At 70.0% G+C, this 18,249-nt stretch carries 9 protein-coding genes; 2 read left to right on the forward strand and 7 right to left on the reverse strand.

The annotated features are described in order from the left end of the window. Positions 1-46: 46 nt before the first annotated feature. From JK363_RS17875 to JK363_RS17905, 7 genes are all read right to left on the reverse strand, one after another. On the reverse strand, positions 47-916 hold the full coding sequence (locus JK363_RS17875) for an acyl-ACP desaturase (protein WP_201875903.1): 870 nt from the start codon (positions 914-916) through the stop codon (positions 47-49). Continuing rightward, positions 913-1,782 carry a class I SAM-dependent methyltransferase gene (locus JK363_RS17880; RefSeq protein WP_201875904.1) on the reverse strand — a complete coding sequence of 290 codons (870 nt, stop codon included), beginning with the start codon at positions 1,780-1,782 and terminating at the stop codon, positions 913-915. Before JK363_RS17880 ends, JK363_RS17875 begins: the two co-directional genes overlap by 4 nt. Next, the gene (locus tag JK363_RS17885) at positions 1,779-2,054 is read right to left on the reverse strand and encodes an acyl carrier protein (RefSeq protein WP_201875905.1); all 276 of its coding nucleotides are present in this window, start codon (positions 2,052-2,054) and stop codon (positions 1,779-1,781) included. Before JK363_RS17885 ends, JK363_RS17880 begins: the two co-directional genes overlap by 4 nt. Beyond that, complete coding sequence (locus tag JK363_RS17890; RefSeq protein WP_201875906.1) at positions 2,051-2,581, reverse strand: PaaI family thioesterase; 531 nt, start codon at positions 2,579-2,581, stop codon at positions 2,051-2,053. The genes JK363_RS17885 and JK363_RS17890 overlap by 4 nt, the downstream gene beginning before the upstream one ends. Next, entirely contained in the window at positions 2,578-3,444 is an 867-nt protein-coding gene (locus JK363_RS17895) for a ferritin-like domain-containing protein (RefSeq protein ID WP_201875907.1), read from the reverse strand. The genes JK363_RS17890 and JK363_RS17895 overlap by 4 nt, the downstream gene beginning before the upstream one ends. Next, positions 3,441-5,153 carry an AMP-binding protein gene (locus tag JK363_RS17900; RefSeq protein WP_307821760.1) on the reverse strand — a complete coding sequence of 571 codons (1,713 nt, stop codon included), beginning with the start codon at positions 5,151-5,153 and terminating at the stop codon, positions 3,441-3,443. The genes JK363_RS17895 and JK363_RS17900 overlap by 4 nt, the downstream gene beginning before the upstream one ends. 324 nt (positions 5,154-5,477) lie before the next feature. After that, complete coding sequence (locus JK363_RS17905) at positions 5,478-5,621, reverse strand: hypothetical protein (protein WP_201875908.1); 144 nt, start codon at positions 5,619-5,621, stop codon at positions 5,478-5,480. 10 nt (positions 5,622-5,631) lie between these two features. Between JK363_RS17905 and JK363_RS17910 the strand changes: the two genes are divergently transcribed. Both JK363_RS17910 and JK363_RS17915 read left to right on the forward strand, forming a co-directional pair. Further along, complete coding sequence (locus JK363_RS17910) at positions 5,632-12,384, forward strand: type I polyketide synthase (protein WP_201875909.1); 6,753 nt, start codon at positions 5,632-5,634, stop codon at positions 12,382-12,384. Further along, positions 12,377-18,211, forward strand: coding sequence for a type I polyketide synthase (locus tag JK363_RS17915; protein WP_201875910.1), 5,835 nt, complete (start codon positions 12,377-12,379; stop codon positions 18,209-18,211). The genes JK363_RS17910 and JK363_RS17915 overlap by 8 nt, the downstream gene beginning before the upstream one ends. Positions 18,212-18,249 lie beyond the last annotated feature (38 nt).

The raw sequence follows: 18,249 nt of genomic DNA on the forward strand, positions 1-18,249 counted from the left end.
GCCGTGTGCTTCCACCACACCCCGGCGGCGCAAGCGGACGTGCCGGTCAGATCCCGCGAATGCGGTCCACGAACTCGGCCAGGTCTTCGGCTGACGCATTGCCTCGCGAGGTGGCGAAGTCGTTGACGAGGCGGACCAGCGCTTCGTATGCCTCGGTGTGGTCGTAGGACGTGGCGTCGATGACGTTCAGGGACCAGCGCCAGTACCCGTTCAACGTGTCCGCCAGTGGCATGCGAAAGGTGGACAGCACGTCTTTGAGATCCGGTACGGTCGCCGCGAGCCCGTGCCGCTTGATGTAGGCGCCGACGAGCTCGGTGTAGAAGGCGAAATGCCGCGCCTCGTCCCTGGCCAGCCGGTGCAGCAGGTCACGCAGCACCGGCTCCGTGGCCACCGCTTTGAACCGTTGGTAGAAGAGCTGTGTGGCCTTCTCCTGGACCAGCGTGTAGGTGAAGGCCTGCACCGGGTTCTCGTAGGGCAGTGCGAACTTCTTGCGGCCCTCCTCGGCCAGCTCCCGCATCAGCGCCTCGGGGCTGCTGATGCCGGCCTCGATCTGGTACCTGGTCAGCACCGAGGCATGCCGTTCCTCCTCGTTCGCCCAGGAGATCAGGAACCGGAAGTACTCCCGGTTGAAACAGAACTCCTCGATCGCCAGATCCTCGCCGGACACGGGGAAGGCGTCCAGGAAGTAGGTGAGATACCCGGGGATGTGGTCCTCGATGAAGGTGATGAACCGGACCACCGACCGGTCGGTTTCGGTGAGTTCCTCCGGCCGCAGCGTCGCCCAGGGCAGCTCGTCGATGGACCACTGCCGCGCCTCGGCACGGCTCACCGCTTTCCGGGTCAGCGCGCCGATTTCCTCGGGGGCGATGAACCGTCCCGGCCGCTGCGCAGCAGACTCGGGCAGGTTTTCGGTCACGGGACCTCCGTCCGGCCCATCCGCGATTTCACCGCACTCAGCGCGTAGTGCTTGGTGGTGTAGCCCCAGCCGGCGTTGGCCGTTTGGAGATAGCGGATGAGTGGCTCGCTCATACCCGGTGCCACCAGTTCGACGCGGTCACGCGCGGCCTCGACCCGCCGTTCCCACTCCTCGATGGTGCGGTGGTAATGCGCGGTGAGGTCGGTGAACGCCGTGAGACTGAACTTGGCTGATTCCACCGCCTCCACCAGCACCGAGAACGGCACCATGTCGGCGAACCCGAAAATGCCCTCGGTGACGTGTCTGGTACCCGGCCGCCGCGAGAACTCCCCGTAGGCGGCGTGGTCCCGGAAGCAGCTTTCCGACAGGTACAGCGAACCGCCGCGCCGCAACAGCCCGTACACCTTGCGCAGCACGGCCGTCCGGTTCGGCATGTGGACGATCGAGCCGAGCATGGTGGCCGCGTCGAACGGTCCGGCCGGCTCGACGTCGGAGAACGAACCGAGCTCCAGCGTGATCAACTCGGCCACGCCCGTCTTCTCCGCCTGCGCCCGGATGTACTCGGCCTGGGGCAGCGACGGGGTGACTCCGGTGGCGTGGCAGCCGTATTCCTGCGCCATGAACAGGATCAGGCTGCCCCAGCCGCATCCGACGTCGAGCAGTCGCTCACCGCCGGTGATGCCGAGCTGCCGTGCGACGAAGTGCAGCTTGTCCGTCTGCGCCTGGTCGAGATCGGTGTGCTCATCGGTGAACAGCCCGGAGCTGTACTTGAGCCGCTGGTCGAGGTAGATGGCGAACAGTTCGGCGGGCAGCTCGTAGTGCTGGTTGGTGGCCTGGACCGCCTCCTGCGGGGGCAGCGCGCTCATGACCCCGCCAGTTCCCCGCTGACGTACTTCTCGATCAGGGTGACCAGGTCGTCGACGGTTATGGCGGCGAAGACGGCCTCGTCGCTTAACTCGATGTCCCACCGGCGCTCGAGTTTGGCCACCACGCGCACCAGCTTCAGCGAGTCGGCGGCGGGCAGGTTCTTGAGCACGTCGTCGCCATGGATCTCGGCGGCGGAGATGTTCAGCTCGGTGGCGAGCAACTCGGTGGTGACCGCGGCGATTTCTTCGCGGGTGGCGGACTCGGTGGTCATGATTCTCCTGTTCCGTGGTCGAAGTAGTGCCGGACACGACCGAAGGCGGTGTCGTCCAGCTTCATCAGTCGTCGTGCCTGCTCGGAGCGGATCGGCTGATAGGTGCCGGTGGCCATGACGTGCAACTCGCCGCCGGGGCCGGTGATCTCCGCCTCGGTGAGCAGCACCCCGTTGCCCCGGCCGCTGATCCGCGCGGACGTCAGATACGGCGTTCCCACCACGAGAGGGAGCAGCATCTTGCTGCGCAGGGTCACGGTGAACGCGAGCATGCCGTGGACCAGCGCGAGGGTGTCGCCCATCACCTCGTCCAACAGCACGTTCACGATGCCGCCGTGCACGATCCCCGGGTAGGAGGCGTAGTCCTCCGAGAACGTCGTCTCGGTGGCGTAGTCACCGTTCGGCAGCCGCCGCATGCGCAGCTTGAGCCCGATCGGATTGCGCGGGGAGCAACCGAAGCAGTTGAAGGAGGGCTCCGAGTTCCAGGGGAATTCGATATCGTCGCCGACGCCCTGCTGAGTGGCGCTCATAGGGAGGCCGCTTCCTTCGACGACTCCTCGGCGATCGCCCGTCGCACGTCGGACATCTTGGTGAGCTGGTAGCCGGTGAGCGTGGAGAAGTACTTGAACAGCTGCTCACAGCACTTCGCCCATTCTGTGCCGCCTTCGTCCACCTCGGCGAAGTAGGCGAACATCTCGTCGATGGTCTCGTGGTTCTGCAACTCGGGCAGGTTTCCCTTGAACCGGCTGACCGGATGGCGGTACAGATCGCGTGTGGTGCCCATGTAGATGTACAGGGTTTCCAGTACCGACAGGCATTCCTCCGGCCGCTCGGCCAGTTGCCGCCCGGTGTAGTGGGCGAACTCACGTGCGTGCCGCGCTTCATCGCCGCTGGCCTTCTTCAGAATCGCGGCGAGCACCGGCTCCTGCATGCTGCGGGCGACGCATTTGTAGGCGTGTGTGGCCAGTACCTCGCAGATGACGTTGGTGGCCAGGGTGGCCGCCCTGGTCACCCCCGGCGGGTACGCCTCGCGCATCGAGGCGATCGTGCGGTGGTCGATGCTGTGTCCCGCCAGTTGCAGCCAGGTCTGGAAGGCGAGGTGGTGCTGGATCTCCTGGTAACCCCAGATGCACGCGAACTGCGAGAAATCGTAGTCCGTGTCGAACTCGTTGAGCAGGCCGTGGGTGGCGGCGATGACGTTGGACTCGCCCACGATGGCGCCCTTGGCGAACACGATGTGCTCGGGCAGCACCAGGTCGGCCCGGAATTCACCCCACGGTATGTGGTGCATTTCCCAGGTCGCGTGCTGATACCCGGCGAAGACCTGGGCGCTGTGCAGCTGATCGTCGTCGAGCAGGGGCACACCGGCAGGCGATGTCGTTCTGACCTTCACACCCGTTCTCCTCGGTCTGGGCTGTCGATGGCGGGTAACACCCCGTCGGCGTCATCGGCGGTGACGCGTCGAGCGGCCAGTACGCGTTGCCACTTGCCGCTGGTGGTCCGGGGGATCCAGTGGGGTTTGACCGCGTAGACCTCCACCGTGGACAGGTCCAGCTCGGCCGCCACCCGCCTGCGGACTTCCTCGCGCACCGAGGCGGCGTCCGCACCGGTCTCCACGATGACGCCGATCCGCTCACCGCCCTCGGTGTCGGTGTCGGAGAAGGCGACGCAGCGGCGGCGGTACACGCCCGGCACGGTGCGAGCGACCTCCTCGACGTCGTCGGGGAAGAAGTTCTGGCCGTGCACCACGATCATCTCTTTGTGTCGACCGGTGACGTACAGCTCGCCGTCGAGAAGGAAGCCGAGGTCGCCGGTGCGCAGCCAGCCGTTGTCGAGCGCCGCCGCTGTCGCCTCGGGATCGCGGAAGTACCCGGTGGTCACCGGCTCCCCGGAGATCTGAATCTCCCCGAGCGTGCCGTCGGCGGCCACCTCCCCGTCCTTGCCGACGATCCGGAGTCCGATGCCGTGCACGGCGCGGCCCACCGCGACGACCGGCTTGGCCGCGGGCGCGGACTCCTCGACCGTGCGCACGTCACCGGTCCTGGCCAGTTCGTCGCGGTCCACCGCGCGGATCCTCGCGGTGTCGCCAGGGGTGGGGTAACTGATCGACAGGGTGGCCTCGGCCATGCCGTACACCGGGTACATCACCGATGGGGCGACGCCGCTGGGCGCCAGTGCCTCGGTGAAGCGCCGGACGGTGGCCGCGCTGACCGGTTCGGCGCCGTTGAACGCCAGCCGCCAGCTGGACAGGTCCAGTGTGGCCAGGCGTTCCGCGGGTACCTTGTCGAGCAGGTAGTCGTAGGAGAAGTTGGGGCCGGTCATCACGGTTCCGCCGTGTGCGGCGAAGTGTTCGAGCACCGTGCCCGGCCGGCGGAGGAAGGTGGTCGGGGGGAAGACGTGGACGTCGGCGCCGTTGAGCCAGTGCGACATCAGGCCGATCAGGCCCATGTCGTGGAAGGTCGGCACCCACTGGACGAACACGTCATCCGGGCTGAAGGCGCCCGAGACCGCACAGGCTTGCAGACCGGCCATGGTGGTCCGATGGGGCAGCATCACGCCCTTGGGCAGGCTCGTGCTGCCGGAGGTGAACTGGACGATGGCCAGTGCCTCGGGATCGATGGTGGGCAGCGTGAGTGCGCTGCCGGTGCCGCCGGACGAAGGCGGGGCCAGCAGGGCCAGATCGGGGTGCACCGCGGCGAGTTCACGGCCGAGGTCGTCGTGGCCAGGGTCCAGGACGAGGTGGCGCATGCCCGCGACGGCGGCGATGCGCGCGATCCTGCGCGCGGTGCCCCGCACATCACCGAAACCGGCCTGGACCGGCAGCACGCTGATTGCCGCCCCGGCCCGCCAGAGCCCGAAGACCGTGGTCAGGAACCTGGCGGCGGTGGGCACCAACACGCCCACGATGTCACCGGGTTGCACCCCGGCGCCTAATAACTCGTGCGCGGCCACCGTTGCAGCGGAGTCGAGTTCCGCCGCGGTGATCTCGTCTCCCGCGGTCGGGAATCGTGCACGGGAATCCGGTGATGCCTTCGCCGACCGGGCCAGGCTTTCCCCCAGGGTCTCCCCGTCCAGCAGGGCAGGTCGCATGAGTCGCTGCACTTGATTCCCTTCGGTGGTCAACCCTTGTCAGGCGGGTAAGGCGACTTCAGGTGCTCAACACTGGACTTGAGCCAGTCAACTCCAAATCCGGAGATCGCACCGTAGCGTGGACATCTCATGTGATTCAAGGAATCCCCGCCGAAAGCTAGGTGACTCCATAGCTAATCCCCTGTGGGGGTTGACGGCGCTTGCCCGGCGCTGAATACGCTGATCTGCCCAGCTGACTCTCCTGGGCAGGTCAGCCTATTCGGCGCCGGTGGCCCAGGGGAATATGTATACAGCCTGCGTTCGGAACGATTCCCGTCGACCATGACAGGACAGGGGTCAAATGGAGCCCAGCAGCACTGTTCGTCCGGCGGCAGTCGCCGTCATCGGCTTGTCGCGCAGTTCCTCGGCAATTCCGCCGGATGAAGCAGCACTACGGGCACTGGAAAATTCGGCCATTGTTCCGGAGAGGCTGCGGAACACGGTGGCCGGTGTGTTCGCCACGGCGGAGGCCGGCCTCGTCGCCACCCGACTGGGTGTTCTCGGGCCTGCCCTGACCCTGGACATCCTGCCCGCCGGAGTGGTGCACGTGGCCTGCCAGAGCATCCACGCCGGTGAGTCCGCGCTCGCGCTCGCGTGGATGGCCTCACCCGACGGAAGCAGCGGATTTCTCGTCCTGAAACCGCTTCCGGCCGCGATGGCCGACGGCGACCCGATCCACTGCGTGATCGGCGGCAGCGCACTGGGCAGGGGGGAGGTCGTACGGCAGGCTTGTGCGCGAGCCGAAGTGGACCGCGACGGCATTCAGTTCCTGTGGCGGCGCGGGTACCACGCGGACGAGGCCGCGCGGGACGGCCTGTTCGACGGCGCCGAGCCGGGCGGCGAGGACGACGCGGTGACGGCTCTGCTGGACATGCCCGTGCTGCTCAGCCGGAGGCAGGTTCCGATCGCCGACGCTCCGCTCGACCCGGACCGCCGGTTGACGGCCGTGCTCAGCTCCGCGGACGACGCCGGAACGGCCTGCGCGTTGGTGCTGTCGGAACCACCGGCGCGCCCGCGGTCGTCAACGGGTGCCGTGCCCCGGACGCTGCCGTTACTGCTGTCGGCCGACAGCGAAGAGACCTTACGCGGCAAGGCGGAGGGCCTCCGCGTCCACCTGACCGGGCTTGACGGCCCGGACCTGCTGGACGCCGCGCACACCCTGGCGCTCGCACGGCCGCACCTGACGCACCGGGCCGTGGTCCTCGCCGGTGACCGCGCGGAGTTCACCGACGGGCTCGGTGAACTCGCGGCCGGCGCGGGCGGCGCGGCGAAGGCCGGTACCGGGCGCAAGGTGGCTTTCCTCTTTCCCGGCGAAGGCGGGCAACGGCCCGGCATGGGACGCGCGTTGTACCCGCTGTTCGACGTGTTCGCCGACGCTCTCGACGAGGTGTGCCACCACCTGGACGCGGTGTCCACCTGGTCGGTGCGTGATCTGCTGCTCGGCGACGGGCCCCGCACCGAGGTCGCGCCCGTCGACGAGGCGATGTACACCCAGGACGCGCTGTTCGCCCTCCAGGTGGCGCTGTTCCGGCAGTTCGAGGACTGGGGTGTGCGCCCGGACTTCGTGGTCGGGCACTCGGTCGGCGAACTGGCCGCGGCCACCGTGGCCGGGGTCTACTCCCTGCCCGACGTATGCGCGTTGCTGGCCGAGCGGATCAGGCTGTTCCGGGAGAAGACACCCGTCGGCGGAGCGATGATCGCGATGCGTGTGTCCGAGGCCGAGGCGCTGGAGTCGCTGGCCGGGCTCGAGCACCTGGCCGGAATCTCCGCTGTGAACGCCCCCAACTCCGTGGTCGTCTCCGGGGACCGCGAAACCGTGCTGCGCATCGCCCGGCTGTGGTCGGACCGTGGCCGGAAGGTGAAGCAGCTGCCGGTCGACCGGGCTTTCCACTCCCCCCACATGGCCGCGATGGCAACTGACTTCGAGCAGTTCGCCCGTGGCCTGTCGCCCCGACCACCGCGCATTCCGCTCATCCCGGTGCACACATCGCTCGGATCGGACCCCGGTGTGGTCTGTCTGCCCGAGTACTGGGGCGCGCAGGTGCGCGGCACCGGGCACTTCCTCAACTGTGTGAACAGCCTCGACGCGGCCGGCGTGGACACGTACGTGGACATCAGCGCGAACGGAGTGCTCGCCGCGCTGACCGAGGAAACACTGCCCGCGTCCGCCGCCGAGAACGCACTCGTCACCACCGCACTGCGCGGCGGCGCATCCGATCTGCACGCCATGATCGGCACATTGGGCGAGTTGCACACCCATGGCATCCCGGTGGACTGGCCCACGGTCTTCCGCGGCTGGGGCGGTGCGCGCACACATCTGCCCACCGAAGTGGTCCGGCCCGCCCGTGCCGTCTCCCGGCCGACGGATCTGCCGCGGTTGATCCGGACCGAGGTCGAGGCGGCGATCAACGGCGGCTACGGGCCCGACCGGTCGTTCTTCGAACTCGGACTGGACTCCCTGGCGGCCGTGGCACTGGTGAACCGATTACGCAAGCGGACCGGGATGAAGATCCCCACTGCCGCGCTGTTCGACCACCCGACCCCGAACCGGCTGGCCGCATACCTGGAGAACCGCGCACCGCAGCCGGTTGCCGTCGTCCCGCGCCGCAGCGGTTCGGACGAGCCGATCGCCATCGTGGCGATGAGCTGCCGCTTCCCCGGTGGGGTGCGGTCGCCGGAGGACCTGTGGCAGTTGACCGCCGCGGGGCGTGACGTCATTTCATCGATGCCGGAAGACCGCGGCTGGGACCTGGCCGCCCTGTACGACCCGCAGCGGCAGCGACCGGGTACGAGCTATGTGCGCAAGGGCGGATTCCTCCACGACGCCGCCGAGTTCGATCCCGCGTTCTTCAACATCGGCGGGCACGAGGCCCTCGAAATGGACCCGCAGCAGCGGCTCCTGCTCGAACTGTCCTGGGAAGCGTTCGAACGGGCGGGCATCGACCCGGTCGCCCTGCGTGGCAGCGACACCGGCGTCTACGCCGGGTTGACCCACACCGAGTACGGCACCGGCCCCGGGTACACGGACGCCGCTGAGACCGAGCGACCGCACTTGGCGGTCGGGACCGCGGTCAGCGTGGCCTCCGGCCGGATCTCGTACACCTTCGGGTTGCAGGGGCCCACCGTGTCCATCGACACCGCGTGCTCCTCGTCGCTGGTCGGGCTGCACCTCGCCGCCGGCGCGCTGCGCCGTGGCGAGTGTTCGCTGGCCCTGGCAGGCGCGGTGACCGTGCTGTCCTCACCGCTGGTCTTCGTGGAGTTCAGCCGCCAGGGCGGGCTCGCGCCGGACGCACGGGCGAAACCGTTCGCCGAAGGCGCCGACGGCACCGTCTGGGGCGAGGGCGGTGGGATGTTCGTCCTGGAGCGGTACTCCGACGCGCGCCGCAACGGCCATCCGGTGCTCGCTCTGATCAGGGGGTCGGCCGTCAACTCGGACGGCGCGAGCAACGGGCTCATCGCGCCCAATGGCGCGGCACAGCACCGGCTGCTGCTCTCCGCGCTCGCCGATGCCCGGCTGCGACCGTCGGACGTGGACGTCGTGGAGGCGCACGGCACGGGCACGAAGCTCGGTGACCCGATCGAGGCAGGCGCACTGCTGGAGGCCTACGGGGCGCACCGGCCGCCGGACCGGCCGCTGCTGGTGGGCTCGGTGAAGTCCAACCTGGGCCACCCCCAGGCCGCGGCCGGCGCGGCAGGGGTGATCAAGATGGCCATGGCCATGCGGCACGGATGGGTACCTGCCACCCTGAACGTCGACCGGCCCAGCTCCCACGTGGATTGGGACGGGGGGCTGCGCTTGGTGACCGAGCGGACGCCGTGGCCCGATCACGGCCCTCTCCGGCGGGCAGGGGTGTCGTCGTTCGGGATCGGCGGGACCAATGCCCACATGATCCTCGAGCAGCCGCCTGCCGAGGCGGAGACTCCGCCGGAGCCCGAGGAGTCCGTCCCGCCGCTGTGGACGGTCTCGGGCGACTCGCAAGCGGCTCTGCGCGCCCAGGCCGGACGGCTGGCCGCGCACTGGGACGCCCACCCCCGTCTCAGCGAGCGCGACATCGGCTTCTCGCTGGCCACGACGCGGTCGGCGCTGGCGCACCGGGCCGTGCTCACCGGCGGTGACCGGGATCGGCTACGGCGGTCGCTGACCGCGCTGGCAGCGGACAGATCCGACCCCGACCTCACGGTCGGCGCGGTGGCCGAGGGCGGTATGGCCTTCCTGCTGACCGGTCAGGGCAGCCAGCGCGTGGGCATGGGACGCAAGCTGTACACCGCGTACCCCGTCTTCGCCGCCGCGTTCGACGAGGTGTGCGCCGGGCTGGGGCTGCCGGTGAAGGAGACGGTGTTCGGAGCGGATCAGCAACGCCTCGACCGGACCGAGTTCGCCCAGACCGGTCTGTTCGCCCTGGAGGTGGCGCTGTTCCGGCTGTTCGAGAGCTGGGGTGTCCGCCCGGACCTGCTGCTCGGGCATTCCATCGGTGGCCTGACCGCCGCCCATCTGGCCGGGGTGCTGTCCCTGAAGGACGCGTGCGCACTGGTCGCCGCGCGGGCCTCGTTCATGCAGGCATTGCCCGAGGAAGGCGCGATGTACGCGGTGGCGACGTCGGAGGAGGACGTCGCGCAGCTCCCTCCGGGCGTGTCCCTGGCGGCGGTGAACGGACCCCGGTCGATGGTGATCTCCGGGGCCGAGGACGCGGTGGTCGCGCTGGCCGAGCGGTTGCGTACCCGAGGACGCAAGACCAAGCGCCTGCGGGTCAGCCACGCCTTCCATTCCTCGTTGATGGATCCGGTACTCGAGGAGTTCCGCGCGATCGCGGAGAGCCTGAGCTACCACCCACCCGAGATCCCCGTCGTGTCCGACCTGACAGGGCGCCTGGCCACCACCGGGGAGCTGTGCTCCCCCGACTACTGGGTCCGCCACGTACGGGGCACGGTCAGGTTCTCCGACGGGATGCGGACGCTCCAGGACGAGGGCGTCACCACGTTCCTGGAACTGGGACCCGAGACGACGCTCACCGAGATGGCCGCCGACTGCCTCACCGAAACCGGTGACGCGGCAGTGATCCCCGTCCTGCGCCACGACGACGTGCTCGGCGCCGTCGCGGCGCTGCATGTCCGCGGCCACGGGCCCAACTGGTCGGCGTGGTACGCCGGGAGCGGGGCGCGACGAGTGGACCTGCCCACGTACGCCTTCCAGCGCAAGCGGTTCTGGCTGATGCCCGACGCGGTCGGGGAAGCCTCCCAGCGGACGGACTCGGCGTTCTGGGAGGCCGTGGAGCGCGGAGACCTCTCGTACCTGAACGATCTGCTGGGCACCAGCACCGACGGGCAGTTCAGTGAGTTGCTGCCCGCGATGGCGCGGTGGCGGCGCAGCCACGACCGGGAAGCCGCGATGGACCGGCTGCGGTACCGAGCAGCCTGGCAACCTGTCGCGGACCAGGTCGCCCGGGGGCGGACCTGGCTGATCGCCCACTGCGAGGACGTACCCGTGCCGGAACCGCTCGGCGATACGCTCGGCGCCCGGACGCTGCCCATCCGTATCGGCGCGAGCCGCGCCGAGATCGCCGAGCGCCTTGCGTCCGTAACGGACGGCGAACCGATCGACGGGGTGTTGTCCCTGCTGGGCCTGGACGAGCGGGAGCATCCGGGAACGGCCGGGGTACCCGCCGGGCTCGCGCTGACCACCGCGCTCATCCAGGCCCTGGGGGATGCCGGGGTGGACGTGCCGTTGTGGTGCGCGACGCAGGGAGCGGTGTCCACGGGCCACGACGACCGGCTCAACAGCCCGGTGCAGGCCATGGTGTGGGGACTCGGCCGAGTCGCGGCGCTGGAGCACCCGGGGCGGTGGGGCGGATTGGTCGACCTTCCACCCGCGGTGGACTCCCTGGCGGCCGAACGACTCGCCGGTGTGCTCGTCTCGGAGGAGGACCAGGTCGCCGTACGCACCAGCGGAGTGTTCGTCCGGCGCCTGCTGCACGCGCCCGTCGGACCCGGCCCCCGACGCGACTGGCCCCTCCGCGGGACCACACTCATCACCGGAGCGTTCGGCGCGCTGGGCAGGCACCTTGCCCGCCGGCTGGCCGCCGAGGGCGTCGAACGACTGCTCCTGACCGGCAGACATGCGAACGATCCCGAACTGGTCGCCGAACTGACCGCGCTCGGAGCCGACGTCGACGTCGCCGCCTGCGATGTGGCCGACCGCGACGCGGTGGCCGCCCTGCTCGCCACCATCCCCGACGACCGCCCGCTGACCGCGGTTGCGCACGCGGCCGGTGTGCTCGACGACGGCGTGATCGGCTCCCTGGACCACGGGCGGCTCGCCCGGGTCCTGCGGGCCAAGGTCGCAGGCGCGAAGAACCTCCACGAACTCGCGGGGGAGCTCGAGGTGTTCGTACTGTTCTCCTCCGCCACCGGTGCGGTCGGCAACGCGGGCCAGGCCAACTACGCGGCAGCCAATACCTATCTCGACGCACTGGCCGAACAACGACGCGCCGACGGGCTCACGGCCACATCGGTGGCCTGGGGGCCCTGGGGGGCGGGCGGCATGGCGGTGGACGGCGCGAACGCGCAGATCGTGACCGCACGACTGCACCGCAACGGCATGACGGTACTCGACCCGGACCTGGCGATCGACGCGCTGACCCTGGCCTTCGCCAAGGACGAGTCCGGGCTGGTCATCGCGGACGTCGACTGGGCGCGGTTCCTTTCGGTGTTCGCCACTACCCGGTACAGCCCCTTGCTCGCGGACCTGCCCGAAGCACGGCGGAGCATGGCCGCCGCGCCGTCCGAGGATGTCTCCTCGCTCGTACGACGACTGGCCGGAATGCCGCGGGCCGAACGTGTCCGTACCCTGCGCGATCTGGTGTGCGGGCACACCGCTCAGGTGCTCGGACACGACACGGTCGGCTCGGTGCGGCCCGGGAAGCCCTTCCATGAGCAGGGGCTCTCTTCCCTGGGTGTGGTGGAGTTGCGCAACCAGCTGAGTGCGGTGACGGGACTGAGGGTGTCTGCGAGCACGTTGTTCGACCATCCCACGCCCAGCGCGCTGGCCGACTGGCTCGACGCCGAACTCGCCCCGGCCCCGGCCCCGGCCGCAGCATCACCAGAACTCCCGGCGGAAGCCGAGACCGGGGCGGCGGATCTCGACACCGTGCTCAGGCTCGCCGAGCAAGAACTCGCTTTGGAGGCGGAGGGCGGCCTCGATGACTGACGACAGCAAGATGCTCGAGACCGTGCGGCGCCTCACCACCGCGCTGAAGAACACCAGGCAACGGCTGCGGGAAGCCGAGGCCGACGCCCACGAGCCGATCGCCATTGTGGGCATGGGCTGCCGGTTCCCCGGCGGGGTGACCGACCCGGACGGGTTCTGGCAGCTGATCGACGCAGGCCGCGACACGGTCACGCCGTTTCCCACCGACCGCGGCTGGTCGGACGAGTTCACCGGCACGGGGTCGTTCCTCTCCGACCCGGCCTGGTTCGACGCGGGCTTCTTCGGGATCGGTCCCCGTGAGGCCCTGTCGATGGACCCGCAACAGCGACTGATGCTGGAGGTGTCCTGGGAGGCTGTGGAGCGGGCCGGAATCGACCCGGTGTCCCTGCGCTCCACCCGCACCGGCGTGTTCACCGGGACCAGCCAGCAGGATTACACCAGGCTGCTGGGCGAGATCAGCAGCCACAACGAGCACCGGGACCACCTGGCAACCGCCACCGCGGCGAGCGTGCTGTCAGGGCGGATCTCCTACCTGTTCGGACTGGAGGGCCCGTCGGCCTCGGTCGACACCGCCTGCTCGTCCTCCCTGGTGACCCTGCACCTGGCGGTCCGGTCGCTGCGTGCGAGGGAATGCGATCTCGCGCTGGCCGGAGGGGTGACCGTGCTCTCCACTCCCACCCTGTTCACCATCTTCCAACACCAGGGCGCGCTGGCCGCGGACGGCCGCTGCAAGGCGTTCGCCGAATCAGCGGACGGCCTGGGCTGGGGTGAAGGTGCCGGGGTCGTGGTCGTCGAGCGGCTCAAGGACGCCCTCGACCACGGCCACCCGGTACTGGCCGTGATTCGGGGCACCGCCGTCAACTCCGACGGCGCCTCCAACGGGCTGACCGCACCGAACGGGCTCGCGCAGCAGCGGGTCATCCGCGACGCGCTGGCCGACGCACAGCTGCGCGCCCAGGACGTGGACGCCGTCGAGGCACACGGCACCGGTACCCGGCTCGGCGACCCGATCGAGGCGTCCGCGGTGCAGACGGTGTACGGCCGCGACCGGAGCACCCCACTGGCGCTCGGGTCGGTGAAGTCGAACATCGGGCACACGCAGGCAGCGGCCGGTATCGCCGGGGTGCTGAAGACGGTGCTGGCGCTGAGGTACCGGACCCTCCCGAGGACGCTGCACGTGGACAGCCCGTCATCGCATGTGGACTGGAGCGCGGGCGCGGTGGAGCTGCTCACCGAAAGCCGCCACTGGCGGGCGAGCGCGGACCGGCCCCGGCGTGCGGGGGTGTCCTCGTTCGGTATCAGTGGCACCAACGCCCATGTGATCCTGGAGGAGGCGCCACCCGTCGAAGCCCCGACGGCCGGCGCGGCACAGCCGCTGCCGTGGGTGCTCTCGGCACGGACCGATTCCGCGCTGCGGGCCAGGGCGGCACAGCTTCTGCCGTTTGCCGACGGCAGCGATACGGCACCTGTCGCGCACGCGCTGGTCACCTCCCGCAGTACCTTCGACCATCGTGCCGCCGTGCTCGACGCGGATCCCCGGCCCGCGCTGAACGCATTGAGCCGGGGCAGCGCCGTACCGGGCCTGGTCACGGGTACGGCCGACCTCTCGGGCAAGGTGGTGTTCGTCTTCCCCGGCCAAGGTGGTCAGTGGGCGGGAATGGCCGGCGACCTGCTGGCGGAGTCGCCGGTGTTCGGCGAGTCCATCCACCGCTGCGCGCAGGCGCTGGCGCCACATATCGACTGGGACCTGCTCGCGGTGCTGCGACAGCAGCCGGACGCACCCTCGCTGGAGCGCGTGGACGTGGTGCAGCCGGTGTTGTTCGCGGTCATGGTCTCGCTCGCCCGCCTCTGGCAATCCTGCGGCATCGAGCCGGATGCCGTCGTGGGGCACAGCCAGGGGGAGATCGCCGCCGCCCATGTCGCCGGTGCGCTCTCCCTCGACGACGCGGTGTTGGTGGCCGCCCGGCGCGCGAAGGCGCTGACGGCGCTGTCCGGCCGTGGCGGCATGGCTTCGGTGGGCATGTCCGCGGATGACCTGCGGCCCCGACTGGGCGAGCGGCTGTCGATCGCGACGGTCAACGGACCCGGGTCAGCGGTGATCGCCGGAGATACCGACGCGCTCGACGTCCTGCTGGCGGACTTGGCCGAGTCAGGTGTCCGGGTACGGAAGCTGGCCGTGGACTACGCCTCCCATTCGCCTCAGGTGGAGAGCGTCCGCGACCGCATCCTCGCCGAGTTGGCGCCGGTGTCACCGAAGCCCACCGGCATCCCCTTCCATTCCGCGGTCACCGGCACCGTGCTCGCCGGGACCGAGTTGGACGCCGGGTACTGGTACCGGAACCTGCGCATGCCGGTGAGGTTCGACGAGGCCGTCGCCGGGCTCCCGGTGCCGGAACACTCGTTCTTCGTGGAGGTCGGCCCGCATCCCGTGCTCGTCCCGGCGTTGCTCGAGACCGTCGGCGACAAGGCCGTGGTCGTCGGATCGCTGCGCCGCGCGGAGAACGGGCGCGAAGCGCTCCTCGCCTCGCTCGCCGAACTGTATGTGCGTGGTCTGCACCCGCACTGGACGGCCTGGGCAGGACCGGACGCGCCCGGATTCACCGAGCTGCCGACCTATCCGTTCGAACGCAAGCGGTTCTGGCCGACACCGGGTGAGCCCAGACACGGCAGCCATCCTGTCCTGGATACGGCGGTGGAGCTGGCGGACAGCGGCGAACTGGTGCTGACCGGACGCCTGTCGACGGCGTCGCATCCATGGCTGGCCGATCACCGGGTGCTGGGCGAGGTGATCCTCCCCGGAACCGCCTGGCTGGAGTTCGCGCTGCACGCCGGCGCCGCGGCGAGCTGCCCCACGGTGGAGGAACTCACTCTGGAACGGCCGCTGGTGCTGCCGGACGACGGTGCCGCGACCGTGCAGCTACGCGTCGGCGCACCGGACGACGCCATGCGGCGCAGACTGATCCTCCATGCACAGGTGGAGGGTGCGGGCTGGATCCGTCATGGTGAAGGCGTGCTCGGCCCCGAGCACACCGAGCCCGAGACGCTCGAGGAGTGGCCACCCGTCGGCGCCGAGGCGGTCCCGCACACCGGCCTCTACTCCGCGCTGGTCGGCCGCGGGCTGGGTTACGGCCCCACGTTCCAGGGTCTGCGGACCGTGTGGCGGCGCGGCGACGAGATCTTCGCCGACGTGCGCTGCCCGGTGGACCCGCGCGGCTACGTGGTCCATCCGGCGCTGCTGGATTCCGCTCTGCACGCCATCGGCCTCGGTGGCGAGACCTCGGGGACCCAAGGACCCGAAGGACCTGTGCTCCCGTTCGCATGGACAGGGGTGACCGCGCACACGGCCCAGTCGGCAACGCTGCGCGTACGGCTGCGCGGCACCGTGCACGACGGTGTACGACTGACCGTGACCGACGGCCAGGGCACGCCGATGTTGTCGGTGGACTCGCTGGTGCTGCGACCGGCTGCCGCACACAGCGATGTTCCACCGGACGCGCTCTTCCGGGACAAGTGGCGGGAGGTACGGCCGGCGAGCAGTGTCGTACCGCACACCATCGCGGCCGTGGGTCTGGAGACGGACCACTTCCCCGTTCTTCCGGATCTGGCGGCACTGGAGGATGCGGTCCGTGCGGGACTGCCCGCCCCGGGCGCGGTCCTTGTCGCCGGCTCCAGCGGTTCGGTGCGGGAATCCGCGCACCGCGCACTGCGGCTGGTCCAGCGGTGGAGCACGAGTCCGCAGTTCGCCGGGTCCAGACTGGTGTTCCTCACCTCGGGCGCGGTGGCGGCCAGGACCGGCGATGAGGTCAACGACCTGGCCGGCGCGGCCGTCATCGGCTTGGTCCGGTCCGCGCAGACCGAGGAACCCGGCCGGTTCGTCCTCCTGGACGCCGACGAGATCACTCCGCTGACCATCAACGCAGCCCTGGCAGCGGATGAACCGGAGCTCGCCTTGCGGGGCGGACGGGTGCTGGCGCGCCGCCTGCTGCGGGCCTTCCCGCGGGGATCGGCGACGTTCGCCGGGGCCGAGGACACCGTGCTGATCACCGGTGGCACCGGCACGCTCGGGGGGCTGCTGGCCCGTCACCTGGTCACCGCGCACGGGGTGCGACGGCTGATCCTGGCCGGCCGCCGGGGCCATGCCCCCCGGCTGCGGGACGAACTCACTGCGCTGGGAGCCACCGTCACGGTGGCCGCCTGTGATGTCGCGGACCGGGCAGACGCAGCCGCGCTGCTCGACGCACACCAGCCGACGATCGTCGTCCACGCGGCCGGGGTGCTTGACGACGGCGTGGTGATGGCCATGACCGAGGACCGCCTCGATGCCGTCCTGCGACCGAAGGCGGAGGCCGCGCTCGTCCTGCACGAGCTGACGCAGGACCTGCCGCTGAAGTCGTTCGTGCTGTTCTCCTCGGCTGCCGCCACCGCGGGCAGCGCGGGCCAGTCGAACTACGCTGCCGCGAACGCCGTGCTCGACGCGCTGGCCCAGCACCGGCGCGCGCGAGGACTTCCCGCGCTCTCGCTCGCCTGGGGCCAGTGGGCGGAACGCAGTGACATGACCCGCCATCTCGACTCGACGACCGAATCGCTGTCCACGCAGGAGGCGCTGGCGCTGTTCGACGCCGCGGTCGCGCTCCCCGACCCGGTCCTGGTGCCCACCCGGCTCGACCTGCACGGACAGAGCAGGCCCCTGCTGCGGGAGCTGGCTGACCGGCCGCAGGCCCCGAAGGGGAATCCGCGTCAGCGGCTCGACCTCCTGGGCGAGCCGGAGCGCGAACGGGCACTGCTCGAGCTGATCCTCGAGAAGACCGCGGTGACCCTCGGGCACGACGGGACGGGCGAGCTCAGCCCGCACGCCGGGTTCCTGGAGATGGGGGTGGATTCACTGGCCGCGGTCCGTATCCGCAACCATCTCGCCGAAGCACTCGGCCTACGGCTGCGGCCGACCGTCATCTTCGACCATCCGACACCGTTGTTGCTGCGTCGGCATCTGGGGGAGCTGCTGTCCCGGGGCGAGGACGAAGCGGCCCCGCAGGAGGGCACCCGGACCGTCCGCCAACTCGTCGTCGAGGCGAGGGTCAACGAGTGGGAGAAGGAACGCGCCTCCTTCAGCTCACTGGATGAGCTGCCGCAGATCCCCCAGCCGGTCCGGCTGGCCCGTGGCCCGCAAGGACCGGCCCTGGTGTGCGTCACCGCGGTCGTGGCCATGTCCGATCCGGTGCACTACGCACGCCTGGCGAAGCCGTTCCAGGGCGAACGGGACGTCTGGGCACTCCGACAGCCGGGTTTCCGTCAGCACGAGGCCCTCCCCACCACGCGGGATGTGCTGCTTCAGACGCATGCAGCCGGTCTGCGCGCGGCACTCGGGAACCAGCCCTTCGTCCTCGCCGGCTCCTCCTCCGGCGGCCTGGTCGCTCATGCGCTCGCCCGGCACCTCGGCGAGCAGGGCACCCCACCGGCCGGTGTTGTCCTGCTGGACAGCTATGCCCCCAGCCAGTACGGACGGCTGAAGCAGCTGATGCCCGCTCTGACCGGGGAAGTGCAGCAACGGCTGGGCGACACGGAGTACGCGACGCCCGGTGACGACGGCTGGATTACCGCCATGACGCACTACGGGCAATTCGACTGGACACCCACTGATCTGCCGGTCCCTGAGCTGTTCGTGCGCGCGGGGATGCCACTGGAGGGCTGGCCGACGGACTGGGAACCCATCTGGCCGTTCGACCACACTGCCGTCACCACCCGCGGCAACCACTTCACCATGCTGGAGGAGCACGCCCCGCACACCGCGGCCCTGATACGGGACTGGATGCGCGCGACCTTCGGCTGAACAACGTCTGTCCGGTCGATCGTGGTGGCGAAGAGCTT

Source organism: Streptomyces coffeae (assembly GCF_016741875.1).
Taxonomy (GTDB): Bacteria; Actinomycetota; Actinomycetes; order Streptomycetales; family Streptomycetaceae; genus Streptomyces; species Streptomyces coffeae.

Bases quoted from the DNA above. Each gene is read 5' to 3' on its own strand.
- JK363_RS17880 (WP_201875904.1), bottom strand. From the start codon at position 1,782: ATGAGCGCGCTGCCCCCGCAGGAGGCGGTCCAGGCCACCAACCAGCAC.
- JK363_RS17890 (WP_201875906.1), bottom strand. From the start codon at position 2,581: ATGAGCGCCACTCAGCAGGGCGTCGGCGACGATATCGAATTCCCCTGG.
- JK363_RS17885 (WP_201875905.1), bottom strand. From the start codon at position 2,054: ATGACCACCGAGTCCGCCACCCGCGAAGAAATCGCCGCGGTCACCACC.
- JK363_RS17915 (WP_201875910.1), top strand. From the start codon at position 12,377: ATGACTGACGACAGCAAGATGCTCGAGACCGTGCGGCGCCTCACCACC.